The following is a 21,187-nucleotide window of genomic DNA, read 5'->3' on the forward strand; positions in this document are numbered from 1 at the left end:
CAGCCGGACCCAGCCGCGGCGTCAGTCAACTGTAGCCCGGAAGACTCGCGTGGTCTCCTCGACCACACCGTCTCCGAGCTCGAGCACCTCGACATCGGCCAGGCGCTTCCGGAGGATCACCTTCCGAGCCTTCTCGATCTCTTCGTCGACCCGCGCACCCTTCATCAGGATGAGCTGACCGCCCGACCGCACCAGCGGGACCGTGAGCGGGATGAGCTTCGACAGCGCACTCACCGCACGAGCCGTGACCTGGTCGACGACGACCGAGTCTGCGACGTCCTCGGCCCGCCCGCGGAGGACGGTGACGTTCCCCAGCCCGAGTCGCTCGGATTCGGCGTTCAGCCAGTCGCAGCGACGCTCCATCGGTTCGATGAGCGTGAAGGAGACGTCGGGACGGGCGATCGCGAGCACCAGGCCAGGCAGCCCTGCTCCGGAACCGACGTCCGCGACGCGACCATCGGCCTCCAGGAGCGGCGCGAGCAAGACAGAGTTGAGGATGTGTCGCGTCCACAGGCGGGGGAGTTCGAGGGGTCCGATGAGGCCCAGTTCCTCGCCGCGACGAGCGAGCTCGGCCGTGAAGGACCGCGCGACCTCGATCCGGTCGCCGAACAGCTGCGCAGCGGCAGCCGGCTCCCGCTCGAGGACCGGCGTGACCTCGTCGGTCATCGCCTGACGACCGTGTGGCGGTCTCGTCCCTCGCCCTCGGACTCCGAGTGGAAGCCCTTCTCGGCAACCAGGTCGTGCACGAGCTTGCGCTCGTAGGACGACATCGGGGGGAGCGCCGCCGACGACGAACCGCTCTCGATGCGCTCGACAGCCGTGTCGACCAGACGCTGCAGCTCCGTCGCTCGGGCGTCACGCGAGCCACCGACGTCCAGGATGAGGCGGCTGAACTCGCCGGTCTCGGCCTGCACGGCGATGCGGGTCAGCTCCTGCAGGGCCGACACCGTGTCCGGCTTCGAGAGCACCCGCAGTGCGCCGCCCTCGTCGCTCACGGACAGGTACACCCGTCCGCCACGCTCCTCGATCTCGATGTCCCCGTCGAGGTCGCAGATGTCGAGGAGTTCCTCGATGTAGTCCGCCGCGATGTCCGCTTCGTCGCGGACCTCGTCGGTCTCGGTCTCCGCCGCGGCGTCGACGGTGGATGCGGTGTCCTGCTCGGTCACTTACTTCTTCCCGTTCTTCTTGGAGCGGTTCTTGCCGACGGGCTGCTGACGCTGCGTGGTCACGCGGACGGGCTCGACCTCGACCGCGGTGGAGCCAGCGCCGGCCTCGGCGAGCACCGGGGTGCCGCGACGCTGGGCCTTCTTGGCCAGGCGAGCCTCACGGGCGAGTGCGGCCTCGGAACCCGGGGTCGGCATGCTGCGGATGACGAAGTACTGCTGCGCCATCGTCCAGATGTTGGAGGCCAGCCAGTAGAACATCACGCCGAGGGGGAAGCTCAGACCCGAGATCACGAAGACCAGCGGGAGGATGTACAGCATCATCTTCTGCTGGCGGTACATCGGCGACGCCTTGGTCTCCGGCGACATGTTCTTCGCCACGAGCTGCAGCTGGGTGACGAACTGCGACGCCGTCATCACGACGATCATGAAGCCCGCGATGACCCGGACCTCCCACCCGGAGGCGTTCGTGAAGGTCTCGTGCAGGGGAGCGCCGAACAGGGCCGCGTTGCCGAAGTCCTGCGCCAGGGTGTTCGTGAGCAGACCGATGCCGGTCTTGTTGATCTGCGCCTCGTGCAGCACCGAGTACAGCGAGAAGAAGATCGGCATCTGGATGAGCAGCGGCAGGCAGGAGCTCAGCGGGTTCGTCCCGGTCTCCTTGTAGAGGGCCATGGTCTCGCGGCTCATGGCCTCACGCGAGAACTGGTCCTTCTTGCCCTTGTACTTGTCCTGGATCTTCTTCAGCTGCGGCGCCACCTCGAGCATGCGTCGCTGCGACTTGATCTGCCGGACGAAGATCGGGATGAGCGCGGCCCGCACCACGAAGGTGAGGAAGATGATCGACAGCACCCAGGTGATGCCGGCCGACGGGTCCATGCCGATCGACTCGAAGATCCAGTGGAAGGCCACGAGGATCGCCGAGACCACCCACTTCAGTGGCCAGAGGATCGTTCCGATGAAGTCCATGAGGACGGTCACGCCTTTCGAGTGCGCTGGGGGAGCAGGACCGGACGACGGGCATCGCCGGACGGCTGGGGGTGCAGCTGGGACGGGGGGAGCACGAACCCGAACCGGGTCAGGCGGTAGGGGCGGCGGCGGTCACGCACGTCGTCGATCCCGCCTGCGGCCCACGGGTTGCACCGCGCGATCCGCCAGGCCCCCATCGCTGACCCGCGCACGACGCCGTACTGCTGGATGGCCTCGAGCGCGTACCGTGAGCACGACGGGTGGTAGCGGCAGACGTTCCCGTACAGGGGAGAGATGACCGCGCGGTAGGCGCGCAGCACGACGACGCACACGTTGCGCGGGAGCAACGCGACGACCCAGGCCAGTCGGTTCAACGCCAGCCGGGTCCACTGGATGCGGTTCATGCTGCCTTCTCCACCCCGCGCGCGAAGGAGCGCGAGACGTCTCCGAGCAGGCTAGGCCATCCGGCCTGCGCCGCGGCTGGCAAGGCCCTGATGACCACGTCGTGGCCGGTCGGCACCTCGATCAGCAGATCGTGGGCGATCGCCTTGAACCGACGTCGCACCGTGTTGCGGGTGACGGCGTTGCCGACCGTCTTCGCGACGATGAACCCGAAGCGGGTCGGGTCGTCCGGACCGGGCTCGGCCCCGACGGGTCGGCGGACCACGGATACGACGACGTGCGCCGTGGCGCTCCTGCGACCACGACGCACGACGGACCGGTAGTCCTCACCGCGGACGATGCGGTTGGCGCGAGCCAACACGATCGCTACCGGGTTCCGATTCGGGACCGGATCAGGCGCTGCCCCGAGGGGCGCAGCCCGATCAGGCGCTGAGCTCGGTGCGGCCCTTGCCGCGGCGCGCGGCCAGGATGGCGCGGCCGGCACGGGTGCGCATGCGGGCGCGGAAGCCGTGCTTCTTGGCGCGACGACGGTTGTTCGGCTGGAAGGTGCGCTTGCTCATGATGATCTCCACACGGCTGCGCTCGAGGACGGGCTCAGCGCGAGCCGACACGTATGTCTGGACAGCCGCTCGACGAGGCCGAACGACACGATGGGCGCGACCAGGTGGCCGCAGTCAACTGGTTAACGGTACGTGACAGCGGCGGTGAGGTCAAACGGCGACGACGGCCGCCCTCGTCCGAGGTGAGCGCACGATCATCATCCACATTGGGGAAAACGTGCGTTCGGTACGACTCGGTCGGACCCTTTACAGTGGTGTGATCGATCGGCCCGTTCCGCGGAGCGACGGGGGAGTCACCTCACCGTCCGCAGCCGGGCCACCGTGGACAGGACTGTGGACAACCCTGTGGATCACCGCCACGGCGTGACAGCGGTCCGGCCCGTGGATCGGCCGCGCCGGACACCACTCGCGGAGCGGCACCGACCCGGCGCGCCGGAGTCCCGCCGTTCCGGGCACCGAGCACCGAGCACCACGGCACGGGACCGGCGCCACGACACCAGCACACCGACACCAGACCAGGAGACCAGCGCGAATGACGATGCCGGCCGACCCCGTCGAGGACCTCTGGTCCTCCGTCCTGGGCCTCCTCTCCGAGGACAACCGCATCACCCCGCAGCTGCACGGCTTCCTCAACCTGGTCGAACCGAAGGGCGTGCTCGCCGGCACCCTCTACCTCGAGGTCCCCAACGACCTGACACGGGGCATGCTCGAGCAGCGGATCCGCGTCCCGATCACCGAGGCCGTGTCGCGGGTCGGTGACGACTCGGTCGCGAACTTCGCCATCACGGTGAACCCGGACATGGCGTCGGAACCGCGGGTCGAGGCGGTCGTCCCGAGCCACGTCCCCGAGTACGCGGAGCCGGTGCAGGCGCCGGTGGAGCAGAGCGCGGCACCCCGCCAGTACATCGAGGCACCGTTCGTCCCGAGCCAGATCGACTCCCCGGGCACCGGTGGTCGCCCCGAGTCGCGACTCAACCCGAAGTACAACTTCGACAACTTCGTCATCGGCTCGTCGAACCGCTTCGCCCACGCCGCCGCGGTCGCGGTCGCCGAAGCTCCGGCCAAGGCGTACAACCCGCTCTTCATCTACGGCGACTCCGGTCTCGGCAAGACGCACCTCCTCCACGCGATCGGCCACTACGCCGAGAGCCTCTACCCGGGCATCCGCGTCCGGTACGTGTCGAGCGAGGAGTTCACCAACGACTTCATCAACTCGATCGCGAACAACCGGTCGAACCAGTTCCAGCAGCGCTACCGCGACATCGACATCCTGCTGATCGACGACATCCAGTTCCTGCAGGGGAAGGACTCCACGCAGGAGGCCTTCTTCCACACGTTCAACACGCTGCACGACCACAACAAGCAGGTCGTGATCACGTCGGACGTCGCGCCGAAGCACCTGACCGGCTTCGAGGACCGGATGCGCTCACGGTTCGAGTGGGGCCTCATCACGGACGTGCAGGCGCCGGACCTCGAGACGCGCATCGCGATCCTGCGCAAGAAGGCGCAGTCCGACCACCTGCAGGTCCCCGACGACATCCTCGAGTTCATGGCGTCGAAGGTCTCGAGCAACATCCGTGAGCTCGAGGGGACGCTCATCCGCGTCACGGCGTTCGCGAGCCTGAACCGGACGGCCGTCGACATGGCCCTGGTGCAGACGGTCCTCAAGGACCTGATCACCCTCGACGACGACAACGTGATCGCGCCGACGGACATCATCAACCACACCGCGGAGTACTTCAAGCTCTCGGTCGACGACCTGTACGGCTCGTCCCGGTCGCAGGCGATCGCGACCGCGCGGCAGATCGCCATGTACCTGTGCCGTGAGATGACGAGCCTGTCGCTGCCGAAGATCGGGCAGCTGTTCGGCAACCGCGACCACACCACGGTCATGTACGCGAACAAGAAGATCACCGAGCTGATGAAGGAACGACGGTCGATCTACAACCAGGTCACCGAGCTGACGAGCCGCATCAAGCAGGACCGCCGCTACCGCTGACGCGGACGCGAGCAGGACGCGGACGCGACCAGCTGACGGACGGGAGGCACGGTGCGACACGGCACCGTGCCTCCCGTCCGTCGTCTCCCCTCGACCCGACATCCGTCGCACCGGTGTCCGACCGGGAGGCCCGCCCCACGGCCCCGGATCGGCCCGCCTCGGCGCGCATCCACCATCTGAGACGGTTCCATGCGCCGAGTTTCCCCCAGTGTGGAAAGCCTGTGGATAACTGTGGAGGACACGCGGTCCGGTTGTTCACAGTTCTGTACCCACCTGTGGAGACTGGGGATGGAAGCGGATAGATGAGATTTGTTCATCCAGACGCTGCCAACACGAGACTCACAACTCACACGTGTGTAGTTCCCTGTGGGGAAGCGGGATGCACAGAGTTATCCACACTGTGCACAGGCGTTAACACCATTGATCCTGGTTAACGATGAAGTTCCGCGGGCCAACCTTGTGGACGGCGGGATGACAAGAAATCCGGGCCCTGCTCCGCTGTGCCACAATGGGGCGGCCGGACAGTCCGCACCGATCGACAGGGGTCCCAGCTGTGAAGTTCGAGGTCAACCGGGACGTCTTCTCCGAAGCCGTCTCCTTCGCGGTGAAGCTCCTCCCACAGCGCACGACCCTCCCGATCCTGTCCGGAGTCCTCATCCACGCCGAGGGCGATCGGCTCACGCTGTCGTCGTTCGACTACGAGGTCTCGGCGCAGACCTCGATCACGGCGCAGATCGACGAACCGGGCACCGTGCTCGTCTCCGGCCGTCTGCTCAACGACATCTCGAGCCGACTCCCGAACGCCCCGGTGACCTTCACCACCGAGGACACGAAGATCTCCGTCACCTGCGGATCGGCGCACTTCACGCTGCTGTCCATGCCGGTCGAGGAGTACCCGACGCTGCCGGAGATCGGTGAGCAGACCGGGGTCGTCCCCGGCGACGCCTTCTCCGAGGCCGTGTCCCAGGTGGCCGTCGCCGCGAGCCGCGACGACGTCACCCCGGTCATCACCGGTGTGCAGCTCGAGGTCGGCGACAACGACCTGTCGCTCATCGCGACCGACCGCTACCGCGTCGCGGTCCGCACGATCGCGTGGGACTCCGGTCGTGTCGGATCCGACCCGCTGCACGCGCTCGTCCCCGCCCGCACCCTGCAGGAGGTCGGCCGCACGTTCGGGTCGGCGTCCACGGTGTCGGTCTCGATCAGCGGGTCGTCGGACCGCGAGCTGATCGCGTTCCACGCCGACGACAAGACCGTGACCTCGCTGCTCATCAAGGGCAACTACCCGCCGGTCCGCCGGCTCTTCCCCGAGACGGTGAACGACCACGCGGTGATCAACACCGCTGAACTCGTCGAGGCCGTCCGACGGGTCTCCCTCGTCCTGGAGCGCGAAGCGGCGCTCCGGTTCTCCTTCTCGGTCGACGGGCTCACGCTCGAGGCGATCGGATCCGAACAAGCGCAGGCGTCAGAGTCGATCAGTGCGTTGCTGACCGGGGAGGAAACGGTGGTCTCGCTGAAGCCCGCCTTCCTCCTGGACGGGTTGAACGCGGTGCACTCCGAGTTCGTCCGCATCTCCTTCACCAAGACGGAGAACCCCAACAAGCCGGGTCCGGTGCTCATCACCGGGCAGACCTCGCAAGAGGCCGCGGCGACGGACGGATACCGGTACCTGCTGCAGCCCAATCTCCTGCTGCGATAGCGCAACAGCCGTACCACTGCGCTGACGCGCCTCTGGCCACCAGCGCGACGACGAACAGAAGAGGAAATCATGCACATCGGTCTTGTCGGCCTCGGTCGCATGGGCAACAACATGCGTGCCCGTCTCCGCAACGCAGGCATCGAGGTCACCGGGTACGACGCGAACCCCGCCGTCTCCGACGTCGCGGACCTCGGCGCCCTGGCAGCCGCACTGCCCGAGGGCAAGAAGCTCGTGTGGGTCATGGTCCCGCACGGCAAGATCACCGACGACGTGATCACGGACCTCGCCGGCGTCCTGGGTGAGGGCGACCTCGTCATCGACGGTGGCAACTCGAAGTGGCTGGACGACACGATCCACGCCGAGCAGCTCGACGCCAAGGGCATCCGGTACATGGACGCCGGTGTCTCCGGTGGTGTCTGGGGCAAGGACAACGGCTACGGCCTGATGGTCGGTGGCGCCCCCGAGGACGTCGAGTTCGCCATGCCGGTCTTCGACGCGCTCCGCCCCGAGGGCCCCCGCGAGGAGGGCTTCTCGCACGCCGGCCCCGTCGGCGCCGGTCACTACGCCAAGATGGTCCACAACGGCATCGAGTACGCGATCATGCAGGCGTACGGCGAGGGCTACGAGCTCCTCGAGGCCAAGGACATCATCAAGGACGTCCCCGCGGTCTTCGCCGGGTGGCAGCGCGGCACCGTCGTGCGCTCCTGGCTGCTCGACCTGATGGTCCTCGCGCTGAACGAGGACCCGAAGCTCGACGCCATCGAGGGCTACGTCGACGACTCCGGCGAGGGCCGTTGGACGGTGGAGGAGGCCATCGAGCACGCCGTGCCGATGCCGACCATCTCCGCGTCGATCTTCGCGCGCTTCGTCTCGCGTCAGGGCAGTGCGTCCCCGACGATGAAGGCCGTCGCGGCCCTGCGCAACCAGTTCGGCGGTCACGCCGTGAAGAAGGCGTAGTTCAGGTCACCACCTGAGCTCGTCCCGGCCCGCGTGCACGTCGACCACCTGCAACTCACCGACTTCCGGAACTACCGGGAGGCGGACGTCGACCTCGCACGCGGGCCGAACCTGTTCGTCGGGCGGAACGGACAGGGCAAGACCAACCTGGTCGAGGCGATCGGCTACCTCTCGACCCTCGGGTCGCACCGGGTGCCGACCGACGCCGCCCTCGTCCGTCAGGGCTGCGACGCCGCGATCGTGCGCGCTCGACTGGCGCACGAGGACCGCAGCATCCTGGCCGAGGTGCAGATCAACCGCACCGGGTCGAACCGAGCCCAGGTCAACCGGGCCGCGATCAAGCCCCGCGAACTGCCGCGGTACTGCACCAGCGTGCTCTTCGCCCCCGAGGACCTGGCCCTCGTCCGCGGTGAGCCCTCGGGCCGTCGGCGCATGCTGGACGAGCTGCTCGGTCAGATCGCACCCCGGATGCAGGGCGTGCTCGCCGACTACGACCGGACGCTCAAGCAGCGGAACACCCTGCTGAAGTCGGCACGGGCGACCGGTGCGCGGTCCGGGTCCCTCGCGACGCTGGACGTCTGGGACGACCGGCTCGTCGCGTTCGGTTCCGAGATCATCGCGGCCCGCGACCACCTCACCCGTCGCCTCGCGCCGTTCGTGACCGAGGCCTACGCCACCGTCGCCGGCGAACGGCACGAGGCGACCATCTCGGGTGTGCTCAGCGTGCGCGGCGGTGACCCCGAGGACGCTGCCGCGACCGACCCGGTGCTCGGGACGCCGGACGAACCGGTGTCCGTCGCCGCTGCGGCCGAGGCCTTCCGTGGTGCGCTCGAGCGTCGGCGTCGGGACGAACTCGACCGCGGACTGACCCTCGTCGGACCGCACCGCGACGACGTGCTCTTCCAGCTGAACGGGTTACCTGCGCGCGGGTACGCCAGCCACGGCGAGTCGTGGTCGTTCGCCCTCGCGATCAAGCTCGCCGGAGCCGCGGTGCTCCGGGCGGAGTCGACGCTCGGCGATCCGATCATCATCCTCGACGACGTGTTCGCCGAGCTCGACGAGTCACGGCGTGAACGGTTGGCGGGGGCGGTCGCCGACTACGAGCAGGTGCTCATCACCGCCGCGGTGTTCGGGGACGTGCCCGACCAGCTCGCCGCCCACACCGTCCGGATCGAGGCGGGCACGATCGTGACGGACGAGGCTCGCGCCTGATGCCCAAGCCGTGGAAGCCCTCCGAGCCCTCGCGGGTGTACCGGCACCTGCGCGCCGTGTTCGGCGACCCGTCCCTCCGCACCGTCGACGCCCGACGTCGCCGGTCCCGCGAGCTCGACGCCGACACGGTTCCGTACGGCAAGGGTCGCGAACCCCGGGGGCTCGGCGACGTGGTCGGCGCGCTGGCCCAGGAACTCGGGTGGTCGGAGCCGTTGGCGCGCTCGGAGCTCTTCGTCGACTGGCCCGCCGTGGTGGGCGACGAACTCGCGAAGCACTCGCGCCCGATGACGATCGACGACGGCACGCTCGTCATCCGCTGCGACTCGACGGCGTGGGCGACGCAGCTCCGTCTGATGCGCGCGACCGTGACGACGACGATCGCCGAGCGGCACCCGGGAGCGGGCGTGCAGTCGATCCGGGTTTCCGGCCCGGACGTCCCCACCTGGAAACGCGGTCCCAGGACCGTCCAGGGGCGTGGTCCTCGCGACACCTACGGTTGAGGCGACGAAATCGTCCTCGGGGATGAAGAACACCCGTCCAGCGGGCGGATGAGCCCCGTGGAGAGGGGCTCCTGCGGTAGACTGGCGAGTGCAGTGTGCGGGCGTTCCGCGCGCAGGCAGGAGCAATCCCGACATGGCATCAGAATCTGACGACGACCGGACGATCCCGCAGGACGAGACCGAGCAGGCTCCACCGACGGAACCATCGTACGGCGCAGACCAGATTCAGGTGCTGGAGGGGCTCGAGGCGGTCCGCAAGCGCCCGGGCATGTACATCGGTTCGACGGGTCCGCGCGGTCTCCACCACCTGGTGCAGGAGATCGTCGACAACTCCGTCGACGAAGCACTGGCCGGCTACTGCGACACGATCGACGTCACCATCCGCGAGGACGGCGGCGTCCGCGTGGTCGACAACGGCCGTGGCATCCCGGTCGACACCCACGCGGCCGAGGGTGTCTCGACGCTCCAGGTCGTCCTCACCGTCCTGCACGCCGGCGGCAAGTTCGGTGGCGGCGGGTACGCGGTGTCCGGTGGTCTGCACGGCGTGGGCTCCTCCGTCGTGAACGCCCTGAGCTCCGAGCTCGACGTCGAGGTCCGCCGCCAGGGCCACGTCTGGCGCCAGAGCTACACCGACGGCGTCCCGGTCGCCCCCGTCTCGAAGGACGAGGAGACCGACGTGACCGGCACCACGATCACGTTCTGGCCGAACGCCGACATCTTCGAGACCGTCGAGTTCGACTACGAGACGCTGCGCACGCGCTTCCAGCAGATGGCCTTCCTCAACAAGGGCCTCCGCATCAACCTCACCGACGAGCGCACCCCGGACGAGGGCGAGGAGTCGCGCCGTGACTCCTTCCGCTACGAGCGCGGGCTGCCCGACTACGTCGAGTACCTCAACGCGCAGAAGAAGGCCGACCTCGTCCACCCCGACGTCATCGCGATCGAGGCCGAGGACACCGAGCGCAAGATCGCGCTCGAGATCGCCATGCAGTGGAACACCTCCTACCAGGAGAGCGTCCACACCTTCGCGAACACGATCAACACGCACGAGGGCGGCACCCACGAAGAGGGCTTCCGTGCGGCCCTGACGAGCCTGGTCAACCGGTACGCCCGCGAGACCAAGATCATCAAGGAGAAGGACGACAACCTCACGGGTGACGACATCCGCGAAGGGCTGACCGCCGTCATCTCCGTGAAGCTCGGCGAGCCGCAGTTCGAGGGCCAGACGAAGACCAAGCTCGGCAACACCGAGGCGAAGTCGTTCGTGCAGCGCGTCGTCGGCACCGAGCTCACCCACTGGTTCGAGAGCAACCCGGCCCAGGCGCGCGACGTCGTGCGGAAGGCGATCCAGGCGTCGCAGGCCCGGCTCGCCGCCCGCAAGGCCCGCGAGACCACCCGGCGCAAGGGGCTGCTCGAGTCGGGCGGCATGCCCGGCAAGCTCAAGGACTGCCAGTCGAAGGACCCGACGCTGTCGGAGATCTTCATGGTCGAGGGCGACTCCGCCGGTGGTTCCGCCGTGCAGGGCCGCAACCCCATGACCCAGGCGATCCTGCCGCTGCGCGGCAAGATCCTCAACGTCGAGAAGGCCCGCCTCGACCGCGCCCTGGCCAACCAGGAGATCCAGTCGATGATCACGGCGTTCGGCGCCGGCATCGGCGAGGACTTCGACCCGGACAAGGCCCGGTACCACAAGATCGTGCTGATGGCCGATGCCGACGTCGACGGCCAGCACATCACGACGCTGCTGCTCACGCTGCTCTTCCGCTACATGCGTCCGCTCATCGAGCGCGGGTACGTGTACCTCGCACAGCCGCCGCTGTACCGCCTGAAGTGGTCGAACGCGGCGCACGAGTACGTGTTCAGCGACCGGGAGCGCGACGCCCTGATGCAGGCGGGCATCGCCGCCGGCAAGCGCATCCCGAAGGACAACGGGATCCAGCGCTACAAGGGTCTGGGCGAGATGGACTACAAGGAGCTCTGGGACACCACGATGAACCCGGACACCCGCACGCTCCTGCAGGTCACGCTCGAGGACGCCGCCGCGGTCGACAGCGTCTTCGCGACGCTGATGGGTGAGGACGTCGAGTCGCGACGCCAGTTCATCCAGCAGAACGCCAAGGACGTCCGCTTCCTCGACATCTAGTACCGGCCTGGAGGCGCGGTGCCAGCCGCGTCGACCAGTCCCGACCCCCTGTGGTCGCGCCCGGCGCGACCGACGGAACCAGTGCCTCCCGGCCGACGACCGGAGGGCCACCAGAAAGGTGACCAAGCCACATGGCTGACGACAACGAGAACGGCGCCGACGAGCAGCCCGAGATCGTGCACGGCGAGGTAGGCGACATCGTGGTCTCCGGCGACCGCATCTCGCAGGTCGACCTGCAGCTCGAGATGCAGCGGTCGTACCTCGACTACGCGATGTCCGTCATCGTCGGACGTGCGCTGCCGGAGGTCCGTGACGGCCTGAAGCCGGTCCACCGCCGCGTCATCTACGCGATGTTCGACGGCGGCTACCGGCCGGACCGGGCGTTCTCGAAGTGCTCCCGCGTCGTCGGTGACGTCATGGGCCAGTTCCACCCGCACGGCGACAGCGCGATCTACGACGCGCTCGTCCGCCTCGTGCAGCCGTGGTCGCTCCGGTACCCGCTCGCGCTCGGCCAGGGCAACTTCGGGTCCCCGGGCAACGACGGCGCCGCGGCCCCGCGGTACACCGAGACCAAGATGGCACCGCTCGCCATGGAGATGGTCCGGGACATCGACGAGGACACCGTCGACTTCCAGGACAACTACGACGGCCGCACGCAGGAGCCGTCGATCCTGCCGGCGCGCTTCCCGAACCTGCTCGTCAACGGGTCGGTCGGCATCGCGGTCGGCATGGCCACGAACATCCCCCCGCACAACCTGCGCGAGGTCGCCGAGGGCGCCCAGTGGGCGCTCGCGCACCCGGACGCGACGCGCGAGGAGCTCCTCGGCGCGCTCATGCAGCGGATCAAGGGCCCGGACTTCCCGACCGGCGCGCAGATCCTCGGCACGAAGGGCATCCAGGACGCCTACCGCACCGGTCGTGGCTCGATCACGATGCGCGCGGTCGTCAACGTCGAGGAGATCCAGGGCCGCACGTGCCTGGTCGTCACCGAGCTGCCGTACCAGGTGAACCCGGACAACCTGGCGATCCGCATCGCCGAGGGCGTGAAGGACGGCAAGCTCGCCGGCATCGCGGACATCCGCGACGAGACCTCCGGCCGCACCGGTCAGCGCCTGGTCATCGTGCTGAAGCGCGACGCGGTGGCGAAGGTCGTGCTCAACAACCTGTACAAGCACACGCAGCTGCAGGAGAACTTCGGCGCGAACATGCTCGCCATCGTCGACGGGGTGCCGCGCACGCTGTCGCTCGACGGCTTCATCTCGGCATGGGTCGACCACCAGATCGACGTCATCGTCCGCCGTACCCAGTACCGGCTCCGCGAAGCCGAGAAGCGCGCGCACATCCTGCGCGGCTACCTCGCGGCGCTCGACGCCCTCGACGAGGTCATCGCGCTCATCCGTCGGTCGCCCGACGTCGAGGAGGCGCGGACCGGCCTGATGGACCTGCTGTCCGTCGACGAGATCCAGGCACGCGCGATCCTCGAGCTGCAGCTCCGCCGCCTGGCCGCCCTCGAGCGCCAGAAGATCCACGACGAGGCCGAGGAACTCGAGCGCAAGATCGCCGACTTCCAGGACATCCTGGCGTCGGAGACCCGGCAGCGCACGATCATCGGCGACGAGCTCGCCGAGATCGTCGACCGCTTCGGGGACGACCGTCGCAGCGAGATCATGCTCGGCTACGACGGTGACATGTCCATCGAGGACCTCATCCCGGAAGAGGAGATGGTCGTCACCATCACCCGCGGCGGGTACGTCAAGCGCACGCGGAGCGACAACTACCGGTCACAGCACCGCGGCGGTCGCGGCGTCAAGGGTGCGCAGCTCCGCGCGGACGACATCGTCGAGCACTTCTTCGTCACGACGACCCACCACTGGCTGCTCTTCCTCACCGACCAGGGCCGCGTGTACCGCGCCAAGGCGTACGAGCTGCAGGAGGCGAGCCGTGACGCCAAGGGGCAGCACGTCGCCAACCTGCTCGCCATGCAGCCCGACGAGCAGATCCAGCAGGTGCTCGACATCCGCGACTACGAGGCGGCGCAGTACCTCGTGCTCGCGACCGAGCAGGGTCTGGTCAAGAAGACCGCGCTGACCGAGTACGACACCAACCGCACCGGCGGCATCATCGCGATCAACCTCCGCGAGGGCGACAAGCTCCGCCAGGCACTGCTCGTCGACGAGACCGACGACCTGCTGCTCGTGTCGAAGCACGGCATGTCGCTCCGCTTCACCGCGACCAACGACACCCTCCGTCCGATGGGCCGCTCGACCTCCGGCGTGAAGGGCATGTCCTTCCGCGGCGACGACGCACTGCTCGCCGCACGTGTGGTGTCGGACGACGGCTACGTGTGGGTGATGACCGAGGGCGGCTACGCCAAGCGCACCTCGGTCGACCAGTACCGGGTGCAGGGCCGCGGTGGTCTCGGCATCAAGGTGGCCAAGCTGGCCGCCGATCGGGGCGACCTCGTGGGGGCGCTCATCGTCGGCGAGGACGACGAGGTGCTCGTCGTGCTGCAATCGGGCAAGGTGGTAAGGTCTGCCGTGTCCGAGGTGCCCGCCAAGGGTCGCGACACGATGGGTGTGGTCTTCGCGAGGTTCGCGGAGAACGACCGGATCATCGCGGTGGCCCGGAACAGCGAGCGGAACCTGGATGACCAGGACGACGCCGACCCCGAGATCGAGCCTGCGGGCCCGGTGGAGACGGTGAGCCCTGACGAAGCGGCCCCCGAACCCGCCGACCCCGCCGACACCGAGCCTGTCGAGGACGAGGCCGGAGAGGACCAGTCGAACAATGAGTAGTGTCGCCGAGAAGCTCCAGAAGAAGGCGAAACGTCCCAGCGGTACCCGGCAGGTCCGCCTGCGTCTGGTGTACCTCGACTTCTGGTCGATGGTGAAGCTGAGCTTCCTCATCGCGCTCGCCGGTTCGATCGTGATCATCGTCGCGACCGCGCTGGTCTGGGTCATCCTCAACCAGACCGGTGTGTTCACCCAGATCGACGCCCTGCTCAAGGACGTCACCGGGCAGAACAGCTACTCGATCATGGACCAGTTCTCGCTCGGGCAGGTCCTCGGGTTCTCGGTCGTGGTGGGCATCCTCAACGTGGTCGTCGGCACCGTGCTCGGCGCGATCGTGAGTGTCCTCTACAACCTCAGTGTGCGGATCACGGGCGGCCTGCTCGTGGGCTTCACGAACAACTGACACACCCGGGCCGGACGGCAGTCGCCCCTCGATTTCGTTCTCCGAGATCGGTACGGTAGGCTTTCTTCTGGTCTGAGGGGCTATAGCTCAGGCGGTTAGAGCGCTTCGCTGATAACGAAGAGGTCCAAGGTTCAAGTCCTTGTAGCCCCACCACTTCCCACCGGGACCAGTACGCTGGTCCTCACGGGGCCTTAGCTCAGTTGGTAGAGCGCCTGCTTTGCAAGCAGGATGTCGGGAGTTCGATTCTCCCAGGCTCCACTCCCTCAGGGCGGATACTGCTCCGCTCGTTCCTCGCTCCGCCGGTTTCGGTCGTCGTGTTCGTCGGCGCCTCCGGCGCGCCGCTCCGCGATGGTCGCCTTCTTCCGGGCGTTGCCGCTGCGGGATGGTCGTCTCGGTCGTCTTCGGGCGAGGGGTGCTGCCGCTGCGGGCGTTCGGCCCGGCGCTGGCGCACGACATGCCGTCTGTGGTGCTTCGACGCGGCATGTCGTGGCACCTGGGCAAGCGACGGCGGCATGTTGCGCGACGGCGCATCAGCGGCTGACGGGATGAGGGCGTGCCTCCAGTCTGTGGCTGTGGCTGTGGCTGTGGCTGGGGCTGAGGCCGGGCCTGTGCCTGAGGCTGGGGCCGGTGCTGTGCCTGAGGCTGGGGCTGCCGAGCGGGCAGGACGTGCCGCGTGCGGGGCGTCGACAGGGTTCTTCTCGTCGAGTCTCAGCGGTGAGCGGGCCGTATGTCGCCCGTTCGGGGCTCGGGGTTCGGGGCTCGGGGCTCGGGGCTCGGGGCAGGTGGCACGGGGCCGGGGCCGGGGCAGGTTCTGCGGCGTGCGGGACGGCCGGGGACGACGAAGGGCCCCGGCGCGGTGCCGGGGCCCTTCGTACGAACCGGGAGGTCAGGCGGCGGGCTTCTCCGCCGTGTCGGCGTCGTCGGCGACCCACAGGTCGTCGTCGGCGCGGAGCGTCTGGTAGGCGGCGTACGCGGCACCGGCAACGGCGACCACACCGACGACGATGAGGGCGACCCCACCGAACCCGAGGCCCTTCTTCTGCTGCCCCGGCGTGTACTTCGCCGCGGCCTTCTTCGCCTTCTTGCCCTTCTTCTGGGCGTCCTTCACGATCTTCTTGACGCGCGGGTCCTTCGCGAGGTCCTTCACGCTCATCACCGAACCAGCGGTCGCCACGAGGCCGGGGACGACCTCGGTCTGGAAGCGGTGCGACGCGCTGTGCGCGGCCGAGGTCGCTGCGTGCACGCCCGTCGCGACGGCGGGACGGATCCCGTTGTCGATCGCGTTCTGCACGCGGGGGGCGATGTCCTTGCGGGCTGCGTCAGCAGCGTGCGAGCGGGCCTCGGCGAGGATCGCGTTCGCGTGCTCGAGGACCTTGCGCTGCTCGCCGAGGAGCGAGGCCGTCTTGCCCTTGAGCTTCTTGATCTGCTTCCGACGCTTGCGCGGGATCTCGATCGTCGTCATCTGGTACCTCCATCGGATCGGCGTGACCCCATCCTGCCACCGAGCACCCTGACAGGTCACGGATCGTCGGCTGTGTGATCCGTGTCACCGTCAGGAGTGCATGCGAGAATCGACACATGTCTCTGCACACCGCTGTCGCAACGATCCACACGAACAAGGGCGACATCCGCGTCAACCTGTTCGGCAACCACGCCCCGAAGACCGTCAAGAACTTCGTCGACCTCGCGACCGGCAAGCAGGAGTGGACGCACCCCGGCACGGGCAAGGTCTCGACCGACAAGCTCTACGACGGTGTCGTCTTCCACCGCATCATCAAGGACTTCATGATCCAGGGCGGCGACCCGCTCGGTCAGGGCATCGGTGGTCCGGGCTACCGCTTCGACGACGAGATCCACCCGGAGCTCACCTTCCAGGAGCCGTACATCTTCGCGATGGCGAACGCCGGCATCCAGGGCGGGCGCGGCACGAACGGCTCGCAGTTCTTCATCACGACCGTGGCGACCCCCTGGCTGCAGGGCAAGCACACCATCTTCGGTGAGGTCGCCGACGACGAGTCGCGCGCGGTCGTCGACGCGATCGAGGGCGTGCCGACCGACGGTCGCGACAAGCCCGTCGAGGACGTCGTCATCGAGAGCATCGACGTCGAGGACGTCTGAACCCGGTGACCGACCAGGCCCCGGGGCGGGACAACTACTGCTACCGGCACCCGGACCGGCAGAGCTTCATCCTGTGCCAGCGGTGCGGGCGGACGATCTGCACCGAGTGCCAGACGCCGGCGGCCGTCGGCGTGCACTGCCCGGAGTGCGTGCGTGAACAGCGCGCGCAGTTCCAGGCGAACCGTCGTGCCTCCGGGGCCCCGGGCGGCCTGACCGTCGCCCGTCGTCGGTTCGCGATGATGGACCAGAAGGCGACCACGGTGATCATCGCCGTGTCGGTCGTGATCTGGCTGCTGAACCTGCTGTCCGGCAACGTCGTCAACCAGTGGCTCAGCTACTGGACGCCGTTGGTCGGGACACAGCCGTGGCGCCTCGTCACGGGGCTGTTCGTCCACTCGTCGATCTTCCACATCGGGTTCAACATGCTCGCGGTGTTCATCTTCGGGCGGATCCTCGAGAACCTCCTCGGCACGTGGCGCTTCGTCGCGCTGTACTTCCTGGCGGGCCTCGGCGGTGACCTCGCGGTGTCCCTGCTGACCCCCGGTACGCCGGTGGTCGGCGCCTCGGGTGCGATCTTCGGGCTGTTCGCGGCGTTCTTCGTGATCCAGCGCAGCCTCGGCTACAACGCCGTCCAGCTGCTCGCCATCATGGGGCTCAACCTCGTCGTCGGCTTCCTGCCCGGGACCAACATCTCGTGGCAGGCCCACGTCGGTGGCATCGTGCTCGGGTTCGTCACCGGCTTCGTCTTCTCCAAGACCCGGAACGTCCGGCAGCGTGGCCTGCAGATCGGGCTCCTCGTCGCCGAAGCGGTCCTGCTCGTGGCCGGGATCGGCGCCGCGTACATCAGCATCGGTGGCTACGCGATCGGCTGACGAGTCCGCCGCCGCTCAGGACGCCCCGTCCCACCACAGTGTGGGGCGGGGCGTTCTGCGTCTCCGGAGGCCGCTCTCCACAGCCGTCCGATGAGTTCTCCACAGTTGGGGACAACTCGGTGAGTTACACGGGTGTGATTATCCCCACTGTGGACGAGCCTGTGGACAACTCGGGGGCCATGGTGTGGACGGTCGTGTGGAAAGTGTGGACAACTGTGGAGAACGCGGTCCCGGGTGTGGACGGATGCGACCGGGTGCTGTCGGGCTTGTGGACAGCGAGCCGGGACAGGACGGGCCGTGAGGGGACGGGCCGGGGCAGGCCGGGGCGAACGACGACGCCCGCCGTACCGGGCGGTACGACGGGCGTCGGGAGATGCTGGGCGGCGGTCAGCGCCACCGCGTGGTCATGAGGAACCCGATGAACATGATCCCGAAGCCGATCAGGATGTTCCACGACCCGAGCGACGGTACGGGCAGGGTCGTGTTCGAGATGTAGAAGACGATGACCCAGGCCAGCCCGATGAGCATGAAGCCGAACATGACCGGCTTGAACCACACGGGGTTGGGCTGGTCGCCCGCCGTGTCGACCGAGTCGGCTCGGGTCCTCCGGGCGGGCTTGGTGCGGTCCTTGTCCTTGGCCATGGCCGGTATCCTACCGTGACCACGTCTGTGGGAAGACCCTCAGCAGCCCGCGCACATCCCCCACGAGTACGGTGATCCGACCATGACCAAGATCCTCGTCGTCGACAACTACGACAGCTTCGTCTACACGCTCAACGGCTACCTGCAGCAGCTCGGCGCGGACACTGACGTCGTCCGGAACGACGCGTTCCCCGAGGACGAGATCGCCGAGCGCATCGCCGACTACGACGGTGTGCTGCTCTCGCCCGGGCCGGGTACCCCCGCGGACGCCGGTGTCTCGATCCCCACCGTGCGTGCGGCCGTCGACGCCGAGACCCCGCTGCTCGGCGTGTGCCTCGGGCACCAGGCGATCGCCGAGGCCATGGGCGCCACGGTGACCCATGCCGAGGAGCTCATGCACGGGAAGACCTCGCAGGTCGACCACGACGACAGCGTGCTCTTCGCCGGTGTCCCGCACCCGTTCACCGCCACGCGGTACCACTCGCTCGCGATCGTCGACGGGACGGTGCCCGACGAGCTCACCGTCACGGCGCGGACCGCAGGTGGGGTGATCATGGGCGTGCAGCACCGTGACCACCCGGTGTACGGCGTGCAGTTCCACCCGGAGTCCGTCCTCACCGAGGGCGGGTACCGGATGGTCGGCAACTGGCTCGAGACCACCGGTCTGACCGGTGCTGCCGAGCGGGCCGCAGCGCTCAACCCGCTGATCGCCGAACACCGGTCCTGACGCCGGAGCGGTACGACCGCCGACGCGTCCGGTGACCACCGGCGCAGGCGACGTCCGCGGGGATGCTGCCGCGTGCCTCCAGGCCGACGGACGGACGCCCGCCGCAGCCGACGTGACGGACGGACTACTGTCCGGCGCCGCCGCCCTGGACGGTCCCGCTGCCGCCGCCACCGTCACTACCGCTGCTGTCGTCGCCACCCCGGTCGGGGACGGACGGCGCCTGCGACGGCCGCTGTGCCGAGGCTGCGCAGTACGTCAGCGTGATGGTGCTGCCCTGCGCGACGTCGCCCTGCGGCACGCTCTGCTGCACCACGGTGCTGCCCGTGCACGTGTACGTCGGGGACGCCACGACCTTCAGCCCGAGGTTCGCGAGTGCCTCGTTGGCGGCGCTGATCGGCTGCTGCGTGACGTCCGGCATCTGCACCTTGCCGTTGGAGACCGTCAGGTTGACGACGGAACCCTTCGTCAGCTGCGTGCTGCTGCCCGGGTCGCTGCTCATCACGGTGCCCTCGGGCACGTCGCTCGAGTAGTCGCTGTTGATCGCTCCGACCGCGAACCCGGCGTCCTTCAGGGCCTGTTCCGCCGCGTCCTGCGTCTGGTTGGCGACGTCCGGGACGGCGACCTGCTCCGGTCCCAGGGAGACGACGACGCGGATGCTCTGCTTGCGGGCGACGTTCGTGCCCTCCCCGGGCTCGGTGCGGATGACCGTGTCCTTGGCGACGTCGTCGGAGTTCTCGCCGACCTCGACGGCACTGAGGTCCCGCTTCTCGAGTTCGGTCCGCGCCGAGTCCCACGTGGCGCCGACGACGTTCGGTACGGACACCGACGACGACACCGGTGCCTTGCCGGGCTGCAGGTTCGCGACGAAGAACACCACGCCCGCGATGACGGCGGCGGTGAGGATGATGCCGAGCCAGATCCAGGCGACCGGAGGGCGGTTCTGCGTGCGCTGGGGTCGGTGGTCAGCGGCGTCGTCGTCGAGCTCGCGGAACGCCACCGCAGGGTTCGAGGTCGTGCGGGGGTTCACGCCGAAGAGCATCGTGGACGCGTCGTGTGCCGCGTTCTGCTGGAGCGTGCGCGTGGACACCGGGACCTTGCCGGCGGCGGCCTGCTGCAGGTCGGTCCGGAAGTCCGCGGCGGTCTGGAACCGACGGGTGCGGTCCTTCACCAGGGCGTGCAGCGTCACCGCGTCGAGCGCCGGGGACACCTCGGGCACGAGCGTGGAGGGCGCGACCGGCTGCTCGCTCACGTGCTGGTAGGCCACGGCGACCGGGGAGTCGCCGACGAAGGGCGGGCGGCCGGTGAGCAGCTCGAAGAGCAGCACGCCGGTCGAGTACAGGTCGGTCCGGGCGTCGACGGTCTCACCGCGGGCCTGCTCCGGCGAGAAGTACGAGGCCGTCCCGAGGATCGAGGTCGTCTGCGCGACCGTCGCGGACGTGTCGGTGATGGCACGGGCGATGCCGAAGTCCATCACCTTGACCTGGCCGCTGTGCGTCACCATGACGTTCGCGGGCTTGATGTCGCGGTGCACCACGCCGGCGCGGTGCGAGTACTCGAGGGCGGTGAGGATCCCCTCGGTGATGCGGACCGCCTCGACCGGGTCGAGCGGGCCGTCGTCGAGCACGTCGGAGAGTGCGCGACCGTCGACGTGCTCCATGACGATGTAGGGCACCTGGACCTGGGCGCCGGAGGGCTCGGTGACCGTCTCCTCGCCCGCGTCGTAGACGCGCACGATCGTCGGGTGCGCCATGCGGGCCGCCGCCTGGGCCTCCTGCCGGAAGCGGATCCGGAAGGTCGGGTCCGTGGCGAGGCTCGGCTTGAGGAGCTTCACCGCCACCTTGCGACCGAGTCGCGTGTCGGTGCCCACGTGCACCGTCGCCATGCCCCCACGACCGATGACGTCACCGATCTCGTAGCGGTCGGCGAGGAGCGTGATCCCCGCGGTCACACCTTCTGGCACGTACTCCTCCGAATGTTCGTCCGGGCAAGTGTACGGCAGGGGTTCCTGCCCGAACGCTGACGACGGGGGCTG

20 protein-coding genes and 2 tRNA genes are annotated in these 21,187 nt (G+C 68.4%); 13 read left to right on the plus strand and 9 right to left on the minus strand.

The annotated features are described in order from the left end of the window. Positions 1 to 21 precede the first annotated feature (21 nt). From rsmG to rpmH, 6 genes are all read right to left on the minus strand, one after another. Positions 22 to 666 carry a 16S rRNA (guanine(527)-N(7))-methyltransferase RsmG gene (rsmG, locus tag Q9R28_RS05980; RefSeq protein WP_066657540.1) on the minus strand — a complete coding sequence of 215 codons (645 nt, stop codon included), beginning with the start codon at positions 664 to 666 and terminating at the stop codon, positions 22 to 24. Continuing rightward, the gene (locus Q9R28_RS05985; protein ID WP_311205670.1) at positions 663 to 1,166 is read right to left on the minus strand and encodes a R3H domain-containing nucleic acid-binding protein; all 504 of its coding nucleotides are present in this window, start codon (positions 1,164 to 1,166) and stop codon (positions 663 to 665) included. The genes rsmG and Q9R28_RS05985 overlap by 4 nt, the downstream gene beginning before the upstream one ends. Then, positions 1,167 to 2,129: a membrane protein insertase YidC gene (gene yidC, locus Q9R28_RS05990; protein WP_066658860.1), complete on the minus strand. Its 963-nt coding sequence runs from the start codon at positions 2,127 to 2,129 to the stop codon at positions 1,167 to 1,169. It abuts the gene before it with no gap. An 8-nt stretch (positions 2,130 to 2,137) separates the two neighbouring features. Further along, complete coding sequence (gene yidD, locus Q9R28_RS05995; RefSeq protein ID WP_081985178.1) at positions 2,138 to 2,533, minus strand: membrane protein insertion efficiency factor YidD; 396 nt, start codon at positions 2,531 to 2,533, stop codon at positions 2,138 to 2,140. Further along, complete coding sequence (rnpA, locus tag Q9R28_RS06000; RefSeq protein ID WP_311205671.1) at positions 2,530 to 2,892, minus strand: ribonuclease P protein component; 363 nt, start codon at positions 2,890 to 2,892, stop codon at positions 2,530 to 2,532. The genes yidD and rnpA overlap by 4 nt, the downstream gene beginning before the upstream one ends. Positions 2,893 to 2,953: 61 nt before the next feature. Further along, positions 2,954 to 3,091 (minus strand): 50S ribosomal protein L34, encoded by a 138-nt coding sequence (gene rpmH, locus Q9R28_RS06005; protein ID WP_043595303.1) that lies wholly within the window; start codon positions 3,089 to 3,091, stop codon positions 2,954 to 2,956. A 532-nt stretch (positions 3,092 to 3,623) separates the two neighbouring features. Here rpmH and dnaA point away from each other — a divergent pair. The 10 genes from dnaA (at position 3,624) to Q9R28_RS06055 (ending at position 15,054) form a co-directional block, all read left to right on the plus strand. Next, complete coding sequence (dnaA, locus tag Q9R28_RS06010; protein WP_311205672.1) at positions 3,624 to 5,090, plus strand: chromosomal replication initiator protein DnaA; 1,467 nt, start codon at positions 3,624 to 3,626, stop codon at positions 5,088 to 5,090. Between the two features lie 553 nt (positions 5,091 to 5,643). Next, positions 5,644 to 6,789: a DNA polymerase III subunit beta gene (gene dnaN, locus Q9R28_RS06015; RefSeq protein ID WP_066651122.1), complete on the plus strand. Its 1,146-nt coding sequence runs from the start codon at positions 5,644 to 5,646 to the stop codon at positions 6,787 to 6,789. A 69-nt stretch (positions 6,790 to 6,858) separates the two neighbouring features. Further along, positions 6,859 to 7,746 (plus strand): phosphogluconate dehydrogenase (NAD(+)-dependent, decarboxylating), encoded by an 888-nt coding sequence (gene gnd, locus Q9R28_RS06020; RefSeq protein ID WP_066651124.1) that lies wholly within the window; start codon positions 6,859 to 6,861, stop codon positions 7,744 to 7,746. A gap of 33 nt (positions 7,747 to 7,779) precedes the next feature. Further along, positions 7,780 to 8,958, plus strand: coding sequence for a DNA replication/repair protein RecF (gene recF, locus Q9R28_RS06025; RefSeq protein WP_066651126.1), 1,179 nt, complete (start codon positions 7,780 to 7,782; stop codon positions 8,956 to 8,958). Then, on the plus strand, positions 8,958 to 9,458 hold the full coding sequence (locus Q9R28_RS06030) for a DUF721 domain-containing protein (protein WP_066651128.1): 501 nt from the start codon (positions 8,958 to 8,960) through the stop codon (positions 9,456 to 9,458). The genes recF and Q9R28_RS06030 overlap by 1 nt, the downstream gene beginning before the upstream one ends. A 133-nt stretch (positions 9,459 to 9,591) precedes the next feature. Continuing rightward, positions 9,592 to 11,601, plus strand: a complete 2,010-nt coding sequence (gene gyrB / locus Q9R28_RS06035; protein ID WP_066651129.1) for a DNA topoisomerase (ATP-hydrolyzing) subunit B — start codon at positions 9,592 to 9,594, stop codon at positions 11,599 to 11,601. A gap of 131 nt (positions 11,602 to 11,732) precedes the next feature. Further along, positions 11,733 to 14,396 carry a DNA gyrase subunit A gene (gene gyrA, locus Q9R28_RS06040; RefSeq protein WP_066651131.1) on the plus strand — a complete coding sequence of 888 codons (2,664 nt, stop codon included), beginning with the start codon at positions 11,733 to 11,735 and terminating at the stop codon, positions 14,394 to 14,396. Then, entirely contained in the window at positions 14,389 to 14,796 is a 408-nt protein-coding gene (locus Q9R28_RS06045; protein ID WP_066651132.1) for a DUF3566 domain-containing protein, read from the plus strand. The genes gyrA and Q9R28_RS06045 overlap by 8 nt, the downstream gene beginning before the upstream one ends. 76 nt (positions 14,797 to 14,872) lie before the next feature. Next, positions 14,873 to 14,949 (plus strand) — tRNA-Ile (locus tag Q9R28_RS06050). A gap of 32 nt (positions 14,950 to 14,981) precedes the next feature. Beyond that, positions 14,982 to 15,054 (plus strand) — tRNA-Ala (locus tag Q9R28_RS06055). 628 nt (positions 15,055 to 15,682) lie between these two features. On the opposite strand, the gene Q9R28_RS06060 is transcribed toward Q9R28_RS06055, so the two are convergent. Further along, positions 15,683 to 16,258 (minus strand): hypothetical protein, encoded by a 576-nt coding sequence (locus tag Q9R28_RS06060; protein ID WP_066651134.1) that lies wholly within the window; start codon positions 16,256 to 16,258, stop codon positions 15,683 to 15,685. A gap of 116 nt (positions 16,259 to 16,374) precedes the next feature. On the opposite strand from Q9R28_RS06060, the gene Q9R28_RS06065 reads away from it, so the two are divergent. Both Q9R28_RS06065 and Q9R28_RS06070 read left to right on the plus strand, forming a co-directional pair. Further along, a complete protein-coding gene (locus tag Q9R28_RS06065; protein ID WP_066651135.1) occupies positions 16,375 to 16,914 on the plus strand; it encodes a peptidylprolyl isomerase in 540 nt (179 codons plus the stop codon). Between the two features lie 5 nt (positions 16,915 to 16,919). After that, positions 16,920 to 17,786 (plus strand): rhomboid family intramembrane serine protease, encoded by an 867-nt coding sequence (locus Q9R28_RS06070; RefSeq protein WP_311205673.1) that lies wholly within the window; start codon positions 16,920 to 16,922, stop codon positions 17,784 to 17,786. 387 nt (positions 17,787 to 18,173) lie between these two features. Here Q9R28_RS06070 and Q9R28_RS06075 read toward each other — a convergent pair whose 3' ends face one another. Beyond that, positions 18,174 to 18,428, minus strand: coding sequence for a cell division protein CrgA (locus Q9R28_RS06075; RefSeq protein WP_022907010.1), 255 nt, complete (start codon positions 18,426 to 18,428; stop codon positions 18,174 to 18,176). Positions 18,429 to 18,510: 82 nt separating this feature from the next. Between Q9R28_RS06075 and Q9R28_RS06080 the strand changes: the two genes are divergently transcribed. Further along, positions 18,511 to 19,155: an aminodeoxychorismate/anthranilate synthase component II gene (locus tag Q9R28_RS06080; RefSeq protein ID WP_066651138.1), complete on the plus strand. Its 645-nt coding sequence runs from the start codon at positions 18,511 to 18,513 to the stop codon at positions 19,153 to 19,155. A 124-nt stretch (positions 19,156 to 19,279) separates the two neighbouring features. Here the strand turns inward: Q9R28_RS06080 and pknB are convergent, their stop codons facing one another. After that, the gene (gene pknB / locus Q9R28_RS06085) at positions 19,280 to 21,115 is read right to left on the minus strand and encodes a Stk1 family PASTA domain-containing Ser/Thr kinase (RefSeq protein ID WP_311205674.1); all 1,836 of its coding nucleotides are present in this window, start codon (positions 21,113 to 21,115) and stop codon (positions 19,280 to 19,282) included. Positions 21,116 to 21,187 lie beyond the last annotated feature (72 nt).

The organism is Curtobacterium sp. BRD11, from assembly GCF_031844345.1.
Taxonomy (GTDB): Bacteria; Actinomycetota; Actinomycetes; order Actinomycetales; family Microbacteriaceae; genus Curtobacterium.